The sequence below is a fragment of the Pseudomonas sp. S2_A10 genome (assembly GCF_054668465.1).
This window is the reverse complement of sequence record NZ_CP162773.1, coordinates 3,055,959-3,077,119: the sequence shown is the minus strand read 5'-3', so window position 1 is coordinate 3,077,119 and position 21,161 is coordinate 3,055,959. Positions and strand designations below refer to the sequence as shown.

Here is a 21,161-nt window from a genome sequence, read left to right as displayed (position 1 = left end):
AAAAGGACAAACGCCATGTACCAACTCTTCATCGAAGGCCTGCAACGCCTGGGCCGCGCGCTGATGCTGCCGATCGCGATCCTGCCGATTGCCGGCCTGCTGCTGCGCCTGGGCGATACGGACCTGTTGAACATCGCGATCATTCACGATGCCGGGCAAGTGATCTTCGCCAACCTGGCGATGATCTTTGCCATCGGCATCGCCGTCGGTTTCGCCAAAGACAACAACGGCACCGCCGGTCTGGCCGGGGTGATCGGTTATCTGGTGATGATCTCCACGCTCAAGGTGCTCGATGCGAGCATCAACATGGGCATGCTCGCCGGGATCGTCAGCGGCCTGATGGCCGGTGCGCTGTACAACCGCTTCAAGGACATCAAGCTGCCGGAGTATCTGGCGTTCTTCGGTGGCCGGCGTTTCGTGCCGATTGTCACCGGTTTTGCAGCGGTGGCGCTGGGCGTGCTGTTCGGCTATATCTGGCCGCCGATCCAGCAGGGCATCAATGCGTTCGGCGCGCTGATGATGGAAAGCGGCAGCATCGGCGCCTTCGTCTTCGGCGTGTTCAACCGCCTGCTTATCGTCACTGGCCTGCACCACATCCTCAACAACATGGCGTGGTTCGTCTTCGGCAACTTCACCGACCCGACCACTGGGGCATTGGTGACCGGCGATCTGTCGCGTTATTTCGCCGGCGATCCGAAGGGTGGGCAGTTCATGACCGGCATGTTCCCGATGATGATCTTCGGCCTGCCCGCCGCGTGCCTGGCGATGTATCGCAACGCGTTGCCGGAGCGGCGCAAGGTGATGGGCGGGATCTTCCTGTCGATGGCGCTGACCTCGTTTCTGACCGGTGTGACCGAGCCGATCGAATTCGCCTTCATGTTTCTCGCGCCGTTGCTGTTCCTTCTGCACGCGCTGCTGACCGGGCTGTCGATGGCGATCACCAACGCCCTGAACATTCATCTGGGCTTCACTTTTTCCGGTGGTTTCATCGACATGATTCTCGGCTGGGGCAAGTCGACCAATGGTTGGCTGGTGATGCCGGTCGGGCTGGCTTACGCGGTTATTTATTACCTGGTTTTCGACTTCTGTATCCGTCGTTTCAACCTGAAGACGCCGGGGCGCGAAGACGTCGCCAGCGCCGAAAAAGCCGTGCTCTCGGAAACCGAACGCGCCAGTGCGTATATCAAAGCCTTGGGCGGCGCCGAGAATCTGCTCACCGTCGGCGCCTGCACGACCCGACTGCGCCTGGAGATGGTCGACCGCAACAAGGCCTCGGATGCCGATCTGAAAGCGCTGGGCGCAATGGCGGTGGTGCGCCCGGGCAAGGGCGGCAGTTTGCAGGTCGTGGTCGGGCCGTTGGCTGACAGCATTGCCGATGAGATTCGCTTGGCCATGCCTGCCCTGGGCCGTACAACTTTGGCAGAAACCGTAGTAGTTGCCGATGAGCCGACGACTGTCGCGCTTACCCGCAACGAGGCGCAGCAATGGCTGAATGCGCTGGGCGGTCGCGACAATGTGCTGCAACTCGATTGCATCGCCATGACCCGTATTCGCCTGCAACTGGCCGATGCCAAGGCGCCGTCCGAGGCGCAGCTCAAAGCGCTCGGCTGCCTGGGTGTCAGCCGGTTGGACGGTGGCGTCTGGCATTTGCTGGTGGGGGACAAGGCCGCGAGTTTGAGTGGCGCGATCGAGGCGTTGCTGAGTCGCGGGGAGATCCGCGCGCAGGTTTGATCTGCGCGGGTGGCGGGAGGGCTGGAGCGGGCGCCGAAAATACGGCACGCGCACGATACATGAATACCACCCTCCTCCACGCCCTGCTCGCCATGCTGGCCCTTCATCCCCAGCATGGAAATCGTGCCCATGAGCACCCCCAACGCACCCACACCCGATGAGCTCAAAAACGATCTCAACCAGATCGGTCGTCTTCTCTTCAACACCGAAACCCCGCTGTTGCCCGAGCACAAACCGAGCACCGAGCAGGCTCATCTCAAACGCCTCGAAGAGCAGCTGAAAACCTATCGCGACGGCTACCTGCAACGCAGCCGCGCGCTCTATCAGGCGCTGGCAACCACCGACCTGCAGAGCGAGGCAGGCAAGCAACTGATCGCCACGCTGAAGGTGCGCCTCAACACGCAACTGATCAACATGGATCTGCGTGACGAGATCAACGGCAAAGCGGCAAAAACCTTCCTCAAATACGACGCCGGCTTCACTGCGCTTGAGTACGAAGCGCAACAGGCCGTCACCGATCGCCTGCTGCACCCACAGGCCGGCGAGCTGATACAGAAACTGGCACTCGGCCCGCTGTTGCGTCCGGCCATGTATGCGTTGCAGTTCACTTATCAGCAAACCACTGTCGAGCTGGCCGGGGCTTTTCTTGTGACGCAAAAAGACACCCCGAAAGTCAGCGATCTGTTGACCGACCAGAACGCTGGCTTCGTCGTGTTGTTCACACCCGCCAGGGGCCTGGAGTTGTTCAATTCCCTGGCTGATCTCGACGCCCATCTGCTCAAGACCATGCAGCACAGCATTAGCCGTGGCGAATTGATGCAGCTGCTGCCCAGCCGCTACCACGATGTCGGTACAGCGGGAATCTGGCCATTGCAGCTGGCGCCCATCGACAGCAAACCGCTGTTCGAACACATCTACGATGCCTTGATCGAAAAGCGCACCCTGGATATCGAACATGCATTGAGTTTCGCCGCCAATCCGCAGCAGGATGCCGCTGTACTGATCGCCGAGCTGGAGCGCGCCATCGGCGCTGCGCTGCCGGAACTCACCCCGCGCCTGGCACTACAGGCACAAACCCTGTTCGAGCGGCATTTGCGCAACAGCGCCCCGGACTGGTACCGCAGCGCCGACGCCGCCAAGCGGGCCGAGCTGGCGTTGCACCTGGGCAACTACAATCAGGCTCGGCAAAACCTGCTTGACCTGATGGGTCCGGCGGTCAGCCTGATGGCCGTGGCCCGCCACCAATGGCTGGAACGGCTGAGTGATGATCTGCAAATCGACGACCTGGAACCGGACAAGCTGCAGATCATTACGGATCGGCAGGTCCCCGGATTCGGCGCTTATGTGCACAAGAGCAATTTGCTCGAGCTGACCTTGCGCGGCCCGCACACCGGCGATGAGTTACCAGGCTCGGCGTTTCTCAGCCACACCCGGCTGACTTACAACGACCTGCCGTTATCCGACGAGTACGCGGACGTGACGCCCGCCTGGGTGATCAAGCAGGCACTGGAGCTGGAACCGCGCGTCGACTTCGCACGCTTGCAAACGCAGATGCAGGCGAGATCCGCGATCAAACCTGCGATCGAGCAGATGCTCGATCAGCGCATCGTCGCGCTCGCCCATGCCGCAGCGCTGCAAGGGCACCTGCTCGACAGCGATCTGCAAATGCTCCAGCGCCTGCGTAACGGCAGCGATCCACAGCTGCGCGCCGCCACCCTGTCTTTGCACGGCGCCCAGCTGCAGGATCTGTGGGTGCTGCGTCAGACCGACGAATCCGGCGCGGTCCGCCGCCTGCTGCTCTGCACACCGCAGGCGCCCCGTGAACGCCAGTTCGAGGCGTTCGACAGCGAGCGCCAATTGCAGACCCATCTCTTGGGTTGGACCAAGCAGAATGACGCCGCCGAAAGCATGGCCGGCTATCTGATCAGCCGCGCGCCGATGCGCTTTCGTTCGACCCTGCGCAAGGTGTTGTCGGGGCTGAGCCTCAAGCCGGAAGCAGCAGAGCACCAGAAAGTCACGTTCGACCACCTGGGCAACCATCTCGATTGCCTCAAAGCGATGGCTGAACACATGCTCGCCACACGCATCGACGACTACGATTTCAGCACCCCGGTGTGGTATCGCTCGACCACTGCGGCCAATCGCCGAAAACTCTCGACCCTGAGCGACGACGCTGAGGGCGCTTTGCGCGCGTTCAATCAGCATCCGCTGTCGGGCGGACGTTTTCAGGCGTTTGACGATTACGTGCATGCGCAAGCGAAGATCAGCCTGAACCGCTTGCTCAAGCGCCCTGCCAATGACGTCGATCCCGACACCGTCTGGGCCTATTCGCCAAAGTCGATCGTGCCCTCATGGACGCCGAAACCGCTGACCTATACCCGGCTGTATCGCGACGGCTATGCCGACGGCGTCGGTTTTCTCGACCAGAAATTCTCACGCTCGGCGCGCTTCAAAGGTCCGCAAGGCGTCGATATCAGTAGCCTGACCGCGCAGAATGTAGCCCGCTCGGTCACGGGTGTCTGGATCGGCAAACGCTATACCGACAAAGTCAAAAACGAGCTGCAGGATTCGAAAAGCGAAGGCTACGCGTTCCGACGCAACGCGACGCTGGCCATCACTCAGCGCCAGATGCAAAGCGCCGCGCTGGAATGCCAGCTGCAAGGACATATCGCCAGCAGCGACCTGCAATGGCTGCAGCAAAGCATCAGCAGCATGGATCAAACGTCGGGGCAGACCCGGACGAAATACCCGATCCACCGGTTGATGATCGACGGCGAATGGGTGATCGATGCCTGGTTGTTCAGCCATGGCGGCGATCCGGTCCTGCTGTATACGCCGGACGCACCGGACGGCGTGCGTTTTCGCGAAGCGCGCCTGTTCAATTACCTGCTGCTGCAGTCCGGCATGATCGAATACCTGACCCAGCGGGTGGGTGTCAGTGCCCAGACCCGGGTGCGCACGTACCTGGAAAACATCCGCAAGAAACTGCCCAAAGACCTCAACAGAACCAGCCCCAGCCCCGCCCGTTATGACTCGATGCGCCCGGCCGACGCCGTCAGCGACCTGCGTACCGCGCTCTACGACATGAAGTTGCAACGGCGGATCGACAACGTCCATGCCACGACCACCAGTCGCGCCGAAATGATCGCCGGCCTGATCTGGACGAGCGTCGAATGGGTCGCTGCCATCGCCACCGCGCCGTTCCCGCTGTTGAGCCTGAGCACCGGCCTGTTGCTGGCCTTCAAGGACGCGATGCTCGCTCTGCATGCCTATCGTCAGGGAAATAACAACGAAGCGTTCCGGCACTTGCTCGGTTATCTGTTCAACAGTGCTGGCGCGGTGCTGACGGATCTGCGTCCGGCGCTGCGTTCACTCAATCCCGTCCGGCGCCCGTTGCATCGGGCTGTCACCACCGTTGGCGACGAGCAAGAGGATCTTCTGCCATTGATCGACCAAATGGCGACCGAACCGGTCCGCGACGATATGCATGCCGTCGTTTTCAGAGGGCAGTCGTATTACGCCAGCACGACCCCGGACGCACTCGGCCGTTATTTGCTCTACCGCCCGGATCCGAATGGCTCCGGACTGCTTTCGACCGGCATTCTGACCGTGCGCAACTCCGACGGAGTGATGGTGCGCAGCGGCCTGTCCGGCGGTGCACCAAAATACGAAGCCGTGCCCGAGACACCCGGCCCGCATAAGGACTATGGAGTCGCGATCAAGTACCGGGATCTCGTTGAAGAGTTGCTGGACCCGCAATCGCGACGACGAATGCTCCAGGAGGGCGAGCATTACATGGGCTTCTCACCCCAGGTCATCCTGGTCAACGTGGTCGACAAAATGGCCAGCATGCGCCAAGCCTATCTGCAACAGGTGGAAAAACTCACCACGGACGCCACGCGCCATTTTGCCCAACTCGCACCGCTGCCCGCTCGCGCCGAAGTGCCGGCGGTTGCCGCCAACACCTCATTCGCACAGTTGATTGCCAGCGATGCATTCGCCGCAAAGAATCTGGTCATCGGTGCACAGCCGGGCTCTATCGCCAGCAAACAGGCACTGATCGAAAATCTCGACGTGCTTTTGGAGAACGGCTACAAGCACCTCTTCCTCGAATACCTGCCGGGAGACGTATTTCATCTCAAACTGGAAAAATTCAACAGGGGAGAATCCTGGCGCCATATCAAGAAACATCTGAAAGCGCTCGATAAAGCCATGGGCCATGAGCCAGACGCGCCTTTCTCTTACCTGGCGCTGGTGCGCAAGGCACGGGAAAAAGGCATGAGCATTCATGCGCTGGACGGCTCGACCAGTTATCAACTCGAAGGGATCATGGTGATGTCCAGGCTCTCGCCTTTGACCCCGCGAAACAACCGCATCAGAAACTTTTATTCGCACAAGGCGCTTGCCACCGATATGGCCGAGATCGGCGAAGAGCGCTGGATTGCCCTGACCGAGCAGTCGCGCATGACCACGTTCGACAGCACCCCGGGCCTGGCCGACCTCCACGAGGCCGTTGCCGTGCGTATTGAAGACATCGACTTGTACCAACCCGCACGCATAAGCAGGGACGCGCCCGGTGCCATCGCGGGAGACGCGACAGCGCAAGGTGATTACCTCGTACAGATGCCGAGTGCCTACAAGGCACCTCTACCTGTCTCCAAGCCGCCCGCCGCAGCTAGCGCCGTTGAACATTTCAGCGAGTTCGATATTGCTTCGCCACTGCGCGACGATATTGCTGAAATGTTGCATCATCCCAACTCCATGCACTCGAGTTACACCCCGACAATACCCCGTGAAAGAACGGCCTACGAGGCTTTCATTGCCCAGCGCAACCGTCTGGAAAAAACCGCCAGGGACGCTTTTACCGACTACGTCCCACCCGATGCGCCGATCCTGCCGGTGCTCGCCTCCGACTGCACATTCGAAGCTTTTTTACGGCAATTGACCGACGGACGTCTGAATCTGCTGATCGGCGAAGCCCACGTCGATGTAGCGAGCAAAGCGCTGCTGAAAAAGCACATGAAAGCCCTTAAGCAAGCCGGTTATGACACGTTGTACGTCGAGCACCTGCTCACCGACCTGCACCAGGCCGATCTCGACATTTTTCTGCGTACCCAGCGCATGCCCGACAGGCTCAAGGCTTATCTGCATCGTCAGGATCAAGGGCAGATGCCGAATTACACAGGGAACGATACGTACACGGCGGTCTGTCAGGCGGCGGCCAAATACAACATTCGCATCAGAGCCCTAGATTGCACGGCGTCCTATCACCTCAAGGGCGTGTATGACGAACACGTCTCGCGAAACGAGATGTTCAGCTATTTTGCAACCCAAGTGATCGAGGCTGATCAATTGGCCAACGGGCCGCATAAATGGGTGGCCTTCATCGGCAGTGCGCATACCAATTACAACCTCGGTGTGCCAGGTCTGGCCGATACACTGTCCGCCGTCAGCCTGCACGTGCGCGACACAGCCCCTGAACTGGCCCGGGATATTCACCGTGGGTCGTGGGAATTTGTCAGCGGCAAGCACGAGGCCAACGTCAGGGCTTTGAGCAGCGATTTTGTGATGGAGGTGGCCGTCCCCGGAACGAAAAAGCCTGCTGCGACGCCTTCTGTCAGTCGCAGCAAACTGACCGAACCCGGAAACTTCCTTATAGAAAATGCAGACACCCGCAACGCCAGCGTGGTGCATAAATCCAGGTCCGGCGAGATCGTTGAGACGCCGATTCAGATCAATGACAAGGGTCTGTTCTTCGTTGATCGCTGGGAGAAAAAAGATCAGACCTTCACCTACCTGCGCACGTTGATCGACATGCTCGTCACAGACGTGAAGCTGACACAGGTGACGTGAAGCCCGGGCGATTGCACGTTGTGGAAAACCACTGGGCTTGACGGCCCAGTGGTTTTTTCATGCCTGAGGATCCACCCGATCCAGCGCACGGTTCACCGCCAGCTCAGCGAGCATGATGATCTGCTGAATCGCCAGCGCCGTATTGCGCTGCGGTCGCCCCAACTGATCAGCGAAATCACTGGCCAGGGTGTTGGCTGAAGCGAGGGATTCACAGGCATGGGCGAGCAGGGTTTCGGTATCGATTTCCGGCTGGATGAGGAACATGGTGCTGGGCGGGTGCGCCTTGCCAGGTTGCGGGCACAGGTAAAAATCCAGAGCCCGCTTGATCGCTTCGCGGTTTTTCGCGAGGTCGTCGGCGCGGATGGTTTGTTCGAGGGGGGTGGGTTCGTATGGTGGATCGGGAACGATTTTATCCACAATGCTTCTCCTGCTGATGCTGATGGACAGCCATCGATCGCCGGATCTCACGCGGCGGATAGGTGGCAGCTATGTGCGAGGTGAGATCCACCGGAGCAGGCAACCGGCCAGACCGAAGTCTGCCCGCACACAGCCGCCATAAAGCAGGCAGCAGATTGAGCTGGCGCCAATTATCGTGGTGCTGGCGCCAGTTGCAAGCTATCCGGGGATCTCACTCCCGATCGCTGATTCGCAGCGACGGGAAAAGACTAGAGATCGCACGTCCGACGGACAACCTGAAAACCTTGTGGGAAGGTTCTGCGAACTCAGATACCGCTTTAAACACACTCCAGATCGCCACCCTCACCCTAGCCCTCTCCCAGAGAGAGAGGGGACTGACCGAGTTGTTCAGGCGAGGTACGCCGACGTGAAAGTCCGAGTTGAACTCAGGATTTGCAAACCACACAAAATCGGCCCCCTCTCCCTCGGGAGAGGGCTGGGGTGAGGGGCAAATCCACAACAAAAATAACGCCGAACACCCGCTCTTCACCACTCAATAGGCCGAGTGTCAGCTCGCCTGCTCTTGATCTTGATCCACCGGCGACGTCGGAAGGCTGAGTGGAGGGATTGATCCGGGCGTGGGAGCGCAGCGACCGTCTGGCGCAGCCAGACACAGCGGAAGGAGGTGCAGCGAAGCAAACCGGAGCCGCTGCGCCCGGATCGATCCCGCAGCGAAGGAACCCGAGCCTGCGAGGGCCGAACGCAGGAGCAAGCCTTTTGGGTTACCTTTTTGGCGTTTGAAAAAGGTGACTCGCCGTAAGGGCGAAACCGCCAGCCGCCACACCCGAAGCAACGGATATTCACCCAATCAGCCAGCATGCTCGCCTGTAAGGGCGCCTTCGCGAGCAGGCTCGCTCCCACAGTGAAAATGCGCCCGCACAAAAATCAGCGGCAACAAAAAACCCGCAGACAATCACTCATCTGCGGGTCTCCCGTTCCAGCAGCAAAGAAGATCAGAAATCCTCCAGCCGCCACACCTCATAAGCCGGCGTCTCATACGGATGACTGAGTTTCAACGCCGCCACAACAGCCACAATCAACTCATCCGCAACGACAAGCTCAACCTTCCATTCCTCAACCCGCTCAACCTGCCCCGCCTGACCGACAAACGGCTGACTGCCGTCCAACGGTCGAAACTGACCAGAGCCAAGCACCTGCCACGCACAGTGGTCATAGTCACCGATCCGCCCACCACCGGCAGCGAACACAGCCCCTTTGACCACCTCGACATGACTGTCAGGAACAAAAAACGCCAGCTTGTACACAGGCCTTAGTTCACCCAGACGCGCGCATTACGGAACATGCGCATCCAAGGAGCATCCTCGGTCCAGTCTTCCGAACGCCACGAGTTCTGCACCGCGCGGAACACACGCTCCGGGTGCGGCATCATGATCGTCACGCGACCGTCACGGCTGGTCAGACCGGTAATCCCGCGCGGCGAGCCGTTCGGGTTGGCCGGGTAGGCTTCGGTGACCTTGCCGTGGTTGTCGACAAAACGCATCGCCACGCAACCGGACAGATCGGCTTCCAGCAGTGCTTCTTCGCTGGCGAACTCGGCATGCCCTTCACCGTGGGCGATGGCGATCGGCATGCGCGAACCGGCCATGCCCTGCAGGAAGATCGAATTCGATTCCTGGATCTGCACCATCGCTACCCGCGCTTCGAACTGCTCGGAGCGGTTGCGCACGAAGTGCGGCCAGAACTCGCTGCCCGGGATCAGCTCGTGCAGGTTGGACATCATCTGGCAACCGTTGCACACGCCCAGCGTGAAGCTGTCGTTACGTTCGAAGAAGCCCTGGAACGCATCGCGGGCGCGGCTGTTGAACAGCGCCGACTTGGCCCAGCCTTCACCGGCGCCGAGCACGTCGCCGTAGGAGAAACCGCCGCAGGCCACCAGGCCTTTGAACTCGTTGAGGTCGACACGACCGGCGAGGATATCGCTCATGTGCACGTCGATCGCGCTGAAACCGGCGCGGTCGAACGCGGCGGCCATTTCCACCTGACCGTTGACGCCCTGCTCACGCAGCACGGCAACCTGTGGGCGGATGCCTTTTTTGATGTAAGGCGCGGCGATGTCCTGATTGACGTCGTAGCTGAGCTTGACGCTCAGGCCCGGGTTGTCTTCTTCCAGCAGCGCGTCGAACTCCTGCTCGGCGCAGTCGGCGTTGTCGCGCAGTCGCTGGATCTGGTAGCTGGTTTCGGCCCATTGACGTTGCAGCAGACGACGCTGGCCTTCGAACACGGTGTCACCGTTGAAGGTGATGTTGATCTGGCCATTGTTGATCGGCTGACCGATCACCGACACGCAGTCGCCCAGACCGGCGGCGCTGAACTGCGCGAGGATGTCCGGGGTGGCGTCCTGGCGAACCTGGATCACTGCGCCGAGTTCTTCGTTGAACAGGATCGCGGCGATTTCCGAAGCGGATTCGGCAACGCTGTCCAGGTTCAGGCTTAGACCGCAGTGGCCGGCGAAGGCCATTTCCACCACGGAGGTCAGCAGACCACCGTCGGAACGGTCGTGGTAGGCCAGCAGGTGACCGTCGGCGTTGAGGCCCTGGATCACTGCGAAGAAGGCTTTCAGGTCTTCAGCGTCATCGACGTCCGGCGCATGCTTGCCGAGTTTGCCGTGGACCTGCGCGAGGATCGATGCACCCATGCGGTTCTGGCCGCGACCGAGGTCGATCAGGATCAGGTCGGTGGTGCCCTTGTCCATGCGCAGTTCCGGGGTCAGGGTCTGACGAATGTCAGCCACTGGCGCGAAACCGGTGACGATCAGCGACATCGGCGAAGTGACGGTCTTGTCTTCGCCGTTGTCATTCCAGCGCGTGGCCATGGACATCGAGTCCTTGCCCACCGGAATGGTGATGCCCAGCTCAGGGCACAGCTCCATGCCGACCGCTTTCACGGTGTCATACAAACGCGCGTCTTCGCCCGGGTGACCGGCCGCCGACATCCAGTTCGCCGACAGTTTGATGTCGGAGAGCTTGTTGATGCGCGAGGCGGCAATGTTGGTGATGGTTTCGCCGATGGCCATGCGGCCCGAGGCCGGCGCGTCCAGCAGCGCCAGCGGAGTACGCTCGCCCATCGCCATGGCTTCACCGGTGTAGACGTCGAAACTGGTGGCGGTGACGGCAACGTCGGCCACCGGCACTTGCCATGGGCCGACCATCTGGTCACGGGCGACGAGACCGGTGATGGTGCGGTCGCCGATGGTGATCAGGAAGCTTTTGCTGGCCACGGCCGGATGATGCAGAACGCGTTCGATGGACTCGCTGATGTCGAGGTTCGACGGATCGAAGTCATCGCCCAGCTCGGCTTCGCGAACCACCGAACGGTGCATGCGCGGCGCCTTGCCCAGCAACACTTCCAGCGGCATGTCCACCGGGTTGTTGCCGAAGTGGCTGTCGGTGACGGTCAATTGCGGTTCGGCAGTGGCTTCCCCGACCACGGCAAACGGGCAACGCTCGCGTTCGCAGATCGCCTGGAAGCGCTCGAAGTCTTCCGGGCCGACTGCCAGCACGTAACGTTCCTGGGATTCGTTGGACCAGATTTCGTGCGGGGCCATACCCGGCTCGTCGTTTGGAATGTTGCGCAGTTCGAAACGGCCACCGCGATCGCCGTCGTTGACCAGTTCCGGGAAGGCGTTGGACAGACCGCCCGCGCCAACGTCGTGAATGAAGCTGATCGGGTTCTTGTCGCCCAACTGCCAGCAACGGTCGATGACTTCCTGGCAACGACGCTCCATTTCAGGGTTTTCACGCTGTACCGAAGCGAAATCCAGGTCTGCCGAGCTGGTGCCGGTGGCCATGGAGGAAGCCGCGCCGCCGCCCAGGCCGATCAGCATTGCCGGGCCGCCGAGCACGATCAGCTTGGAGCCGACCACGATCTCGCCTTTCTTGACGTGCTCTTCACGGATGTTGCCCATGCCGCCAGCCAGCATGATCGGCTTGTGGTAACCGCGCACTTCGTCGCCGTGCGGGGTGGTGATCGACTGCTCGAAGGTACGGAAGTAGCCGGTCAGGGCCGGACGGCCGAATTCGTTGTTGAACGCAGCGCCGCCGAGCGGGCCTTCGATCATGATGTCCAGCGCGGTGACGATGCGCTCAGGCTTGCCGTACGGCACTTCCCACGGCTGTTCGAAGCCTGGGATCTGCAGGTTGGAGACGGTAAAACCGGTGAGGCCGGCCTTGGGCTTGGCGCCACGACCGGTTGCACCTTCGTCACGGATCTCGCCACCGGAGCCGGTGGATGCGCCCGGGAAAGGGGCAATCGCGGTCGGGTGGTTATGGGTTTCAACCTTCATCAGGATGTGCACCGGCTCCTGCACCGCGCCGTACTGGCGGGTTTCAGGGTTCGGGAAGAAGCGGCCGGCAACGTTGCCGACAATCACCGAAGCGTTGTCCTTGTAAGCGGACAGCACGCCTTCGCTGTGCATCTGATAGGTGTTCTTGATCATGCCGAACAGGCTTTTTTCCTGGCTCTGGCCGTCAATGTCCCAACTGGCGTTGAAGATCTTGTGGCGGCAGTGCTCGGAGTTGGCCTGGGCGAACATCATCAGTTCGATGTCGTGCGGGTTGCGCCTCAGACCGTTGAAGGCGTTGACCAGATAGTCGATCTCGTCTTCGGCCAGGGCCAGGCCCAGCTCGGTGTTGGCCTTTTCCAGCGCGGCGCGGCCGCCACCGAGGATGTCGATGGCGGTCAGCGGCTTCGGCTCGGCGTGGCTGAACAGTCCGGCGGCCTGCTCGAGGTTGGCCAGCACGATCTGGGTCATGCGGTCATGCAGCGCGTCCGAAATCAGCTGGGCTTCGGCTTCGCTGAACTGCCCTGCAACATAGAAGGCGATACCGCGTTCCAGGCGCTGGATCTTGCTCAGGCCGCAGTTGCGGGCGATGTCGCTGGCCTTGCTCGACCACGGCGAGATGGTGCCGAAACGCGGCAACACCAGAAACAGACGACCGGTCGGCTCTTGAACCGGAACACTTGGGCCGTACTTCAGAAGGCGCGCTAGCACCTGCTGTTCGTCGCCGGTCAGGACGCCGGTGACTTCGGCGAAGTGAGCGAATTCAGCATACAGGCCACTGACAGCTGGAACCTTCTGGCTCAGTTGCTCAAGGAGTTTGCTGTGGCGAAAGGCAGAAAGGGCAGGAGCGCCGCGCAGGATCAACATCTTCGGGACAGCCTCGGGAAGGGGTGTGCTTTGAGGCCGTGCATTCTAGCCTAAACCGACCTCAACATCACCCGAAACGCTACGCACGGTTGCACTCGGGTAGCAATCTGTGTTTCTGCCTTCGGGGTCAGGTAAATCGAGCGTTTCAGCATGGCTTATTTTTACTGTAACAAAATGCCCTGAAGGCCCGTATTCAAGGGATTTCGCTCGGATTTGTGATCGCTAGCAGACTAGTCCTACGCTGTCGAGATATGGCGCTCGTGGCCGTTTGCGTATACTGCGCAGATGTTTTTCCCAACGGCTTTGCGTCCGCGATACGCCAAATGGCTGATCGCAACCGGACTCTTCCTGATGCTCGGTGGCTGTGTTGATAAACCCAACACACTCGAGCGCGTAAAGGAGGATGGTGTGCTGCGCGTGGTTACCCGCAACAGCCCCGCCACCTACTTTCAGGATCGCAGCGGTGAAACCGGCTTCGAATACGAGCTGGTGAAGCGCTTCGCCGACGATTTGGGCGTCGAGCTGAAGATCGAGACGGCCGACAATCTCGATGACCTGTTCAACCAGGTCGGCAAGCCGAACGGCCCGGTACTCGCGGCCGCCGGTCTGGTCAGCAGCGATGAACGCAAGAAGCAGGTGCGGTTCTCCCACTCCTACCTCGAAGTCACCCCGCAGATCATCTACCGCAACGGCCAGTCGCGCCCTACAGATCCGGCGGATCTGGTCGGCAAGAAGATCACCGTGCTCAAGGGCAGCACCCACGCCGAACAACTGGCCGCGCTGAAACAGAAATATCCCGGCATCGAATACGAAGAATCCGACGCCGTTGAAGTGGTCGATCTGCTGCGCATGGTCGATGAAGGCCAGATTGACCTGACCCTGGTCGACTCCAACGAAGTGGCGATGAATCAGGTGTACTTCACCAACATCCGCGTGGCCTTCGACCTCGGCGACGCGCGCAGCCAGAGCTGGGCGGTGGGCCCGGGCGAAGACAACAGCCTGCTCAATGAAATCAACGCCTATCTGGACAAGGTGCAGAAGAACGGCACCCTGCAACGCCTGAAGGACCGCTACTACGGCCACGTTGATGTGCTTGGCTACATGGGCGCCACCACCTTCGCCCAGCACTTGCAGCAGCGCCTGCCGAAATACGAACAGCACTTCAAGAACTACGCGAAGAAAGAGAAAGTCGACTGGCGCCTGCTGGCCGCCATCGGTTATCAGGAATCCCTGTGGCAGCCGACGGTGACCTCGAAAACCGGCGTGCGCGGTCTGATGATGCTGACCCAGAACACCGCGCAGGCGATGGGCGTGTCGAACCGCCTCGATCCCAAGCAGAGCATTATGGGCGGTGCCAAGTACCTGGCTTATATGAAAGATCAGCTCGACGATTCGATCCAGGAACCGGATCGCACCTGGTTCGCCCTGGCGGCGTACAACGTCGGCAGCGGTCATCTGGATGACGCGCGCAAACTGGCGGCGAAGGAAGGCTTGAATCCGGACAAGTGGCTGGACGTGAAAAAGATCCTGCCGCGCCTCTCGCAGAAGCAGTGGTACAGCAAGACCCGCTACGGTTACGCCCGCGGTGGTGAACCGGTGCACTTCGTGGCGAACATCCGTCGCTACTACGACATCCTGACCTGGGTGACCCAGCCGCAGCTTGAGGGCGATCAGGTGGCCGAGGGCAACCTGCATGTGCCGGCGATCGACAAGTCGAAACCGGCGCAAGAGCCCGCCCCTCTTTAAAGCAAAAGATCGCAGCCTTCGGCAGCTCCTACAGGGTTATGTGTACACCTGTAGGAGCTGCCGAAGGCTGCGATCTTTTGATCTTAGCCCTTGAGAGCAGCAGCCAGAATCAGCGTTTTCATTTCCGACACAGCAGATTTGAAGCCGACGAACAACGCATGCGCCACCAGCGCGTGACCGATGTTCAGTTCGTTGATGCCTTTGATCGCCGCCACGGCCTCGACGTTGTGGTAATGCAGGCCATGCCCGGCATTGACGATCAGGCCCTGCGCCAGTCCAAACGCCACGCCATCAGCGACGCGTTTGAGCTCTTCTGCCACTTCAGTCGGGGTTTCGGCATCGGCGTAACGCCCGGTGTGCAGCTCGATGGCCGGTGCACCGATGCGCTTGGAGGCGGCGATCTGGCGCTCGTCGGCGTCGATGAACAGCGACACTTCGCTGCCGATCTTCGACAAACGCTCGACCGCAGCCCTGATGCGCTCCTCCTGCCCCGCTACATCCAGACCGCCTTCGGTGGTCAGCTCCTGGCGGGTTTCCGGGACCAGGCAGATATGCGCCGGGCGAATGCGCTCGGCGAACGCCATCATTTCTTCGGTGACACCCATTTCGAAGTTCATGCGGGTTTGCAGCACATCCTTGAGCAGCAACACGTCGCGCTCCTGGATGTGCCGACGGTCTTCACGCAGGTGCACGGTGATGCCATCGGCGCCCGCCTCTTCTGCATCCAGCGCCGCCTTGACCGGATCCGGGTAGCGCGTGCCACGGGCCTGACGCAAGGTGGCGACGTGGTCGATGTTCACGCCGAGAAGAATGCGATTGCTGCTGGTCACGGATGCGCTCCTGAATTGAGAGATTCGGCGCACAGCATATCAGGGCTTGCGAAACAGCTCGCGACTGACAAGCGGACGCCCGCCCAAATGCACCGCCAGCGCCTGGCGCATCAGACGCTTGGCCGCCGACAGCGCACCGGGCGCCGACCAGTCGGCTTCGGCCATGGCCAGCAGCTCGGTACCGTTGAACAGGCCGGGTTGCAGCAGATACACCCGCTCGAGTCCGGCGTCCACTTGCAAACGGTAGAGGCCGTCAGCAGCGACGGGCTCACCGTGCATATCGGTGTTCATGGAGAAGCCGTAGCCGAGATCATCCAGCAATCGCCATTCGAAAGAGCGCAGCAACGGTTCCAGTGGTCGACCTTCGGCCAGCGCCAAGAGGGTCGCGGCATAGTGGTCGAATACGGCGGGATGCGGATCTTCGGCAGGCAACAGGCGAATCAACAGCTCGTTGAGATAGAGGCCGCTGAACAGCGCCTCGCCATTGAGCCACGCAGAGGTGCCAGAACTCTCCATGCGCCCGACATTCTTCAGCTCGCCCTTGCCACGGAACTCGACCTCCAGCGCCACGAACGGCCGCGCCAGCGTCCCGGCCTTGCCCCGCGCGCTGCGCAACACCGCCCGCAGCCGACCTTGCGGCGTGAGGAAATCGACCAGTGCGCTGGTTTCGCGATAGGCGCGCGAATGCAGGACATAGGCGGGTTGGGCGGGAGGCGGGTTTTGCGACATTGAGTTCTCGATGAAGAAACGCGGTTTTACATACAACCCAAAACCACTGTGGGAGCGAGCCTGCTCGCGAAAGCGGAGTGACAGTCAACATCAATGCTGAATGTTACATCCTCTTCGCGAGCAGGCTCGCTCCCACAGTGAGTAGCGGTGTTTTCGAGATCGCTACTTACAGATCGCCATAACCCAGCGAACGCAGCGCGCGCTCGTCATCGGACCAGCCGCCCTTCACCTTGACCCACAGGTTGAGCATGATCTTGGAGTCGAACAGCAGCTCCATGTCCTTGCGCGCTTCGGTGCCGATGCGCTTGATGCGCTCGCCCTTGTCGCCAATGATGATTTTCTTCTGGCCGTCACGCTCGACGAGAATCAGCGCGTGGATGTGCAGGGTCTTGCCCTGCTGCTTGAATTCTTCGATTTCGACGGTGATCTGGTACGGCAGCTCGGCACCCATCTGGCGCATGATTTTCTCGCGCACCAGTTCGGCGGCAAGGAAACGGCTGCTGCGGTCGGTGATCTGGTCTTCCGGGAAGAAGTGATCATTCTCCGGCAGGTGATCGGCGATGACCTTTTCCAGCGCTTCGAGGTTGTGCCCGTGCTGCGCGGAAATCGGAATGATCTGCGCATTTGGCAGCTGTTCCTGCAACCAACTCAGGTGCGGCATCAGCTCGGCTTTGTCTTCGATGCGATCGGTCTTGTTCAGCGCGACGATCAGCGGGCCGGTCACGTATTGCACACGCTCGAGCACCATCTGGTCTTCGTCGGTCCACTTGGTGCGGTCGACGACGAAGATCACCACGTCGACGTCTTTCAACGCCGCCGAAGCGGTTTTGTTCATGTAACGGTTCAGGGCCTTTTCGCCACCCTTGTGCATGCCCGGAGTGTCGACGTAGATCGCCTGGACGTCGCCCTCGGTCTTGATCCCGAGCATGTTGTGGCGGGTAGTCTGCGGCTTGCGCGAGGTGATCGCGAGCTTCTGCCCGAGGATGTGGTTGAGCAGCGTCGACTTGCCGACGTTGGGACGGCCGACGATGGCAACGTAGCCACAGCGAGTTGCGTTTGTATCAGTCATTGCCATTCTCCACGCCCAGGGCAATCAGTGCTGCGGCGGCCGCTACCTGTTCGGCAATACGACGGCTCACACCCTGACCTCGGCTTTTTTCATTCAGTAAGACCACTTCGCATTCGACGAAGAAGGTACGGCAGTGCGGTTCGCCCTGGATATCCACCACTTCGTAGCGTGGCAGTTCGCAACCGCGCGATTGCAGGTGTTCCTGCAAGCGGGTTTTCGGATCCTTGTTGGTGTCGACCAGCGTCAGGCCTTCGAATTCGCCGGCCAGCCACGCCAGTACGCGCTCGCGGGCGACGTCCATGCCGGCATCGAGGTAGATCGCGCCAATCAATGCTTCGAGGGCATCGGCCAGAATCGATTCACGGCGGAAACCACCGCTCTTCAGTTCACCCGAACCCAGGCGCAGATAATCACCGAGGTCGAAACCGCGAGCCAGTACGGCCAGCGTCTCACCTTTTACCAGCCGCGCGCGCAAACGCGACAACTGGCCTTCGCGGGCCAGCGGGAAGCGATCGAACAGCGCCTCGCCAGCGACGAAGTTGAGGATGGCATCACCGAGGAATTCCAGACGCTCGTTGTTGCGCCCGGCAAAACTGCGGTGCGTGAGGGCCAGCAGCATCAGCTCCTGATCCTTGAAGGTGTAACCGAGCTGGCGCTCGAGACGGCTTAGAGAAACGCTCACGGTTTACCCACGCTGAGTTCGTGGCTGGTTTCCACTGCCATCGCCGGGGTACGGCGCAGGCCTGGGACAATTAACGCTGTGTTCAAAAAATAGATCCTGGCGATTGCGAAGCCGATTGTGCCGGCTCCAGAAATGCATTCGGCGCTGTGGTCAACAGCGCCGTGTTTGATTACTTGATCAGGCCGACCCGCGAGAAATTCGGCAGGTGGCTGAGTTTCGGCTCTGGCCAGCTCATCCAGACCGCGAAGGCCTTGCCGACAATATTCTTGTCGGGAACCATGCCCAGCAGATCCTTGGGAATGTTCGGATCATCCCAGTAGCGGCTGTCGTTCGAATTGTCGCGGTTGTCGCCCATCATGAAGTAGTGCCCGGCAGGCACCGTCCACGAACGATCCGGAGTGGCGCGGTAGCGGCTCATTTCCTTGCGGATCAGGTGCTCGGCTGCGCCGAGTTTTTCCTGATAGAGCTCCGCGCTGCCCAGCGAACCTGCTTCGGCGCCGGCCATCTTCTCGGCGATCGACTCACCGTTGACGAACAGACGCTTGTCGGCGGTGTAACGCACAGTGTCACCCGGCAGGCCCACCACACGCTTGATGTAGTTGACGTTCGGGTCGCTCGGGTAGCGGAACACCATCACATCGCCGCGCTGCGGGTCACCGACTTCGATGATCTTCTTGTCGATCACCGGCAGACGGATGCCGTAGGAAAACTTGTTCACCAGAATGAAGTCGCCGACATCCAGGGTCGGTTTCATCGAGCCGGACGGAATCTGGAACGGCTCCACCAGGAACGAACGCAGCACCAGCACGATGAACAGCACCGGAAAGAACGACTTGCCGTATTCAACCAGCAGCGGCTCTTTGTTCAGCTTCTCGACCACCACAGGCTCGGGTTGGCTGACACTGCCTTGATAAGAGGCAATGGCAGCCCGCCGACGCGGTGCCAGGAACAGCAGATCAATCAACGCCAACAGGCCGCAGACGAACACGGCGATGACCAGCAACAGCGGGAAATTTAGCGACATAGGACCTGATTATTCCAACCTGAGCACGGCGAGGAAGGCTTCCTGTGGAATTTCCACGTTGCCCACCTGTTTCATGCGTTTCTTACCGGCCTTCTGCTTCTCGAGCAGCTTCTTCTTACGACTGACGTCACCGCCGTAGCATTTGGCCAATACGTTCTTTCTGAGCGCCTTGACGGTTGTCCGGGCCACGATCTGACCACCGATGGCGGCCTGAATCGCCACGTCGAACATCTGACGAGGAATCAGTTCTTTCATCTTCTCGGTCAACTGGCGACCTTTGAAGTGCGAATTGTCACGGTGCACGATCAATGCCAGGGCATCGACCTTGTCGCCGTTGATCAGCACGTCCAGTTTCACCAGATTAGCCGATTGGTAACGATCGAAATGGTAGTCCAGCGAAGCATAGCCGCGGCTGGTGGATTTGAGACGGTCGAAGAAGTCCAGGACCACTTCGTTCATCGGCAGGTCGTAGGTCACTTGCACCTGATTGCCGAGGAACAGCATGTCGACCTGAACGCCGCGTTTCTCGATGCACAGGGTGATCACGTTGCCCAGGTGTTCCTGCGGTACGAGGATATTGGCGCGCACGATTGGCTCGCGCATGTCCTCGATCGCCGACACATCCGGAAGCTTCGACGGGTTGTCGACGTAAATCGTTTCACCGGTTTTCAGCACCAGCTCGAAAATTACTGTCGGCGCGGTGGTGATCAGGTCCAGGTCGTATTCGCGCTCGAGGCGCTCCTGGATGATTTCCATGTGCAGCATGCCGAGGAAGCCGCAACGGAAGCCAAAGCCCAGGGCGTCGGAGCTTTCCGGGGTGTACTGCAGCGACGAGTCGTTCAGGGTCAGCTTCTGCAGCGCTTCGCGGAAATCCTCGAAGTCGTCGGAACTGACCGGAAACAGACCGGCGTAAACCTGTGGCTGAATGCGTTTGAAGCCCGGCAGCACCGGCACATCAGGGGTGGAGCTGAGGGTCAGGGTGTCACCAACCGGCGCACCGTGAATGTCCTTGATGCTGGCGATGATGAAGCCCACTTCGCCGGCCTTCAGATCAACGGTGGCGGTGTGTTTCGGGTTGAACACGCCGACGCTGTCGACCAGGTGCACCTTGCCGGTGGACTTGACCAGAATCTTGTCGCCCTTCTTCACACGGCCGTGGCGCACGCGTACCAGGGAAACAACGCCCAGGTAGTTGTCGAACCAGGAGTCGATGATCAACGCTTGCAGCGGATCTTCGATGTTGCCGGTCGGCGCAGGAATGGTGTGCACCAGACGCTCGAGCACTTCGTCGACACCCAGGCCGGTCTTGGCGCTGCAAGTAACGGCGTCGGTGGCGTCGATGCCGATGATCTTCTCGATCTCGTCCTTGACGCGATCCGGCTCGGCCTGTGGCAGGTCGATCTTGTTCAGTACCGGCATGACCTCCAGGCCCTGCTCGATGGCGGTGTAGCAGTTGGCCACGGACTGGGCTTCTACGCCCTGCCCCGCATCGACCACCAGCAAGGCACCTTCGCACGCGGCCAGGGAACGGCTGACTTCGTAGGTGAAGTCGACGTGGCCCGGGGTGTCAATGAAGTTCAGCTGGTAGGTGATGCCGTCTTTGGCTTTGTAATAGAGGGTAACGCTGTGGGCCTTGATGGTGATCCCGCGCTCACGCTCAAGATCCATGGAATCCAGTACCTGGGCTTCCATTTCACGCTCGGCCAGGCCGCCGCACATCTGGATGAAACGGTCAGCCAGCGTCGACTTGCCATGGTCAATGTGGGCGATGATGGAGAAATTGCGGATATGACTCAAATCACTCACGGATCAACACTCAAAAAGGCTGCAGGCTTGGCCCGCCGAAAAATAGCCGGGAATTGTACCTGATACAC

Annotated in this window: 12 protein-coding genes; 3 read left to right on the top strand and 9 right to left on the bottom strand. The window is 60.4% G+C overall.

The genetic code is table 11. The features are described from left to right. Window positions 1–15 precede the first annotated feature (15 nt). Together nagE and AB4N41_RS13765 are read left to right on the top strand one after the other, a co-directional pair. A complete protein-coding gene (nagE, locus tag AB4N41_RS13770) occupies window positions 16–1,731 on the top strand; it encodes an N-acetylglucosamine-specific PTS transporter subunit IIBC (RefSeq protein WP_252877495.1) in 1,716 nt (571 codons plus the stop codon). A gap of 129 nt (window positions 1,732–1,860) precedes the next feature. Then, complete coding sequence (locus AB4N41_RS13765) at window positions 1,861–7,584, top strand: membrane-targeted effector domain-containing toxin (protein ID WP_252877494.1); 5,724 nt, start codon at window positions 1,861–1,863, stop codon at window positions 7,582–7,584. A 57-nt stretch (window positions 7,585–7,641) separates the two neighbouring features. Here the strand turns inward: AB4N41_RS13765 and AB4N41_RS13760 are convergent, their stop codons facing one another. From AB4N41_RS13760 to purL, 3 genes are all read right to left on the bottom strand, one after another. Continuing rightward, on the bottom strand, window positions 7,642–8,001 hold the full coding sequence (locus AB4N41_RS13760) for a DUF6124 family protein (RefSeq protein ID WP_150636222.1): 360 nt from the start codon (window positions 7,999–8,001) through the stop codon (window positions 7,642–7,644). 992 nt (window positions 8,002–8,993) lie between these two features. Further along, complete coding sequence (locus tag AB4N41_RS13755; RefSeq protein ID WP_041479517.1) at window positions 8,994–9,305, bottom strand: YqfO family protein; 312 nt, start codon at window positions 9,303–9,305, stop codon at window positions 8,994–8,996. 5 nt (window positions 9,306–9,310) lie between these two features. Continuing rightward, window positions 9,311–13,207 carry a phosphoribosylformylglycinamidine synthase gene (gene purL, locus AB4N41_RS13750; protein ID WP_056783101.1) on the bottom strand — a complete coding sequence of 1,299 codons (3,897 nt, stop codon included), beginning with the start codon at window positions 13,205–13,207 and terminating at the stop codon, window positions 9,311–9,313. Between the two features lie 285 nt (window positions 13,208–13,492). Between purL and mltF the strand changes: the two genes are divergently transcribed. Then, window positions 13,493–14,953, top strand: coding sequence for a membrane-bound lytic murein transglycosylase MltF (gene mltF, locus AB4N41_RS13745; protein ID WP_081932530.1), 1,461 nt, complete (start codon window positions 13,493–13,495; stop codon window positions 14,951–14,953). Between the two features lie 83 nt (window positions 14,954–15,036). On the opposite strand, the gene pdxJ is transcribed toward mltF, so the two are convergent. From pdxJ to lepA, 6 genes are all read right to left on the bottom strand, one after another. Further along, the gene (pdxJ, locus tag AB4N41_RS13740) at window positions 15,037–15,783 is read right to left on the bottom strand and encodes a pyridoxine 5'-phosphate synthase (protein ID WP_252877493.1); all 747 of its coding nucleotides are present in this window, start codon (window positions 15,781–15,783) and stop codon (window positions 15,037–15,039) included. A gap of 39 nt (window positions 15,784–15,822) precedes the next feature. Continuing rightward, on the bottom strand, window positions 15,823–16,512 hold the full coding sequence (gene recO / locus AB4N41_RS13735; protein WP_056783095.1) for a DNA repair protein RecO: 690 nt from the start codon (window positions 16,510–16,512) through the stop codon (window positions 15,823–15,825). Window positions 16,513–16,678: 166 nt separating this feature from the next. Beyond that, the gene (gene era, locus AB4N41_RS13730; protein WP_016771562.1) at window positions 16,679–17,581 is read right to left on the bottom strand and encodes a GTPase Era; all 903 of its coding nucleotides are present in this window, start codon (window positions 17,579–17,581) and stop codon (window positions 16,679–16,681) included. Continuing rightward, window positions 17,574–18,263 carry a ribonuclease III gene (rnc, locus tag AB4N41_RS13725; protein ID WP_024011703.1) on the bottom strand — a complete coding sequence of 230 codons (690 nt, stop codon included), beginning with the start codon at window positions 18,261–18,263 and terminating at the stop codon, window positions 17,574–17,576. Before rnc ends, era begins: the two co-directional genes overlap by 8 nt. A 169-nt stretch (window positions 18,264–18,432) precedes the next feature. Beyond that, complete coding sequence (gene lepB / locus AB4N41_RS13720) at window positions 18,433–19,287, bottom strand: signal peptidase I (RefSeq protein WP_056783094.1); 855 nt, start codon at window positions 19,285–19,287, stop codon at window positions 18,433–18,435. 9 nt (window positions 19,288–19,296) lie between these two features. After that, window positions 19,297–21,093 (bottom strand): translation elongation factor 4, encoded by a 1,797-nt coding sequence (gene lepA, locus AB4N41_RS13715; protein WP_016771564.1) that lies wholly within the window; start codon window positions 21,091–21,093, stop codon window positions 19,297–19,299. Between the last annotated feature and the right edge of the window lie 68 nt (window positions 21,094–21,161).

Coding starts and splice junctions, on each gene's coding strand:
- lepB (WP_056783094.1), bottom strand. CDS start 19,287: ATGTCGCTAAATTTCCCGCTGTTGCTGGTCATCGCCGTGTTCGTCTGC.
- AB4N41_RS13765 (WP_252877494.1), top strand. CDS start 1,861: ATGAGCACCCCCAACGCACCCACACCCGATGAGCTCAAAAACGATCTC.
- purL (WP_056783101.1), bottom strand. CDS start 13,207: ATGTTGATCCTGCGCGGCGCTCCTGCCCTTTCTGCCTTTCGCCACAGC.
- mltF (WP_081932530.1), top strand. CDS start 13,493: ATGTTTTTCCCAACGGCTTTGCGTCCGCGATACGCCAAATGGCTGATC.
- nagE (WP_252877495.1), top strand. CDS start 16: ATGTACCAACTCTTCATCGAAGGCCTGCAACGCCTGGGCCGCGCGCTG.
- era (WP_016771562.1), bottom strand. CDS start 17,581: ATGACTGATACAAACGCAACTCGCTGTGGCTACGTTGCCATCGTCGGC.
- recO (WP_056783095.1), bottom strand. CDS start 16,512: ATGTCGCAAAACCCGCCTCCCGCCCAACCCGCCTATGTCCTGCATTCG.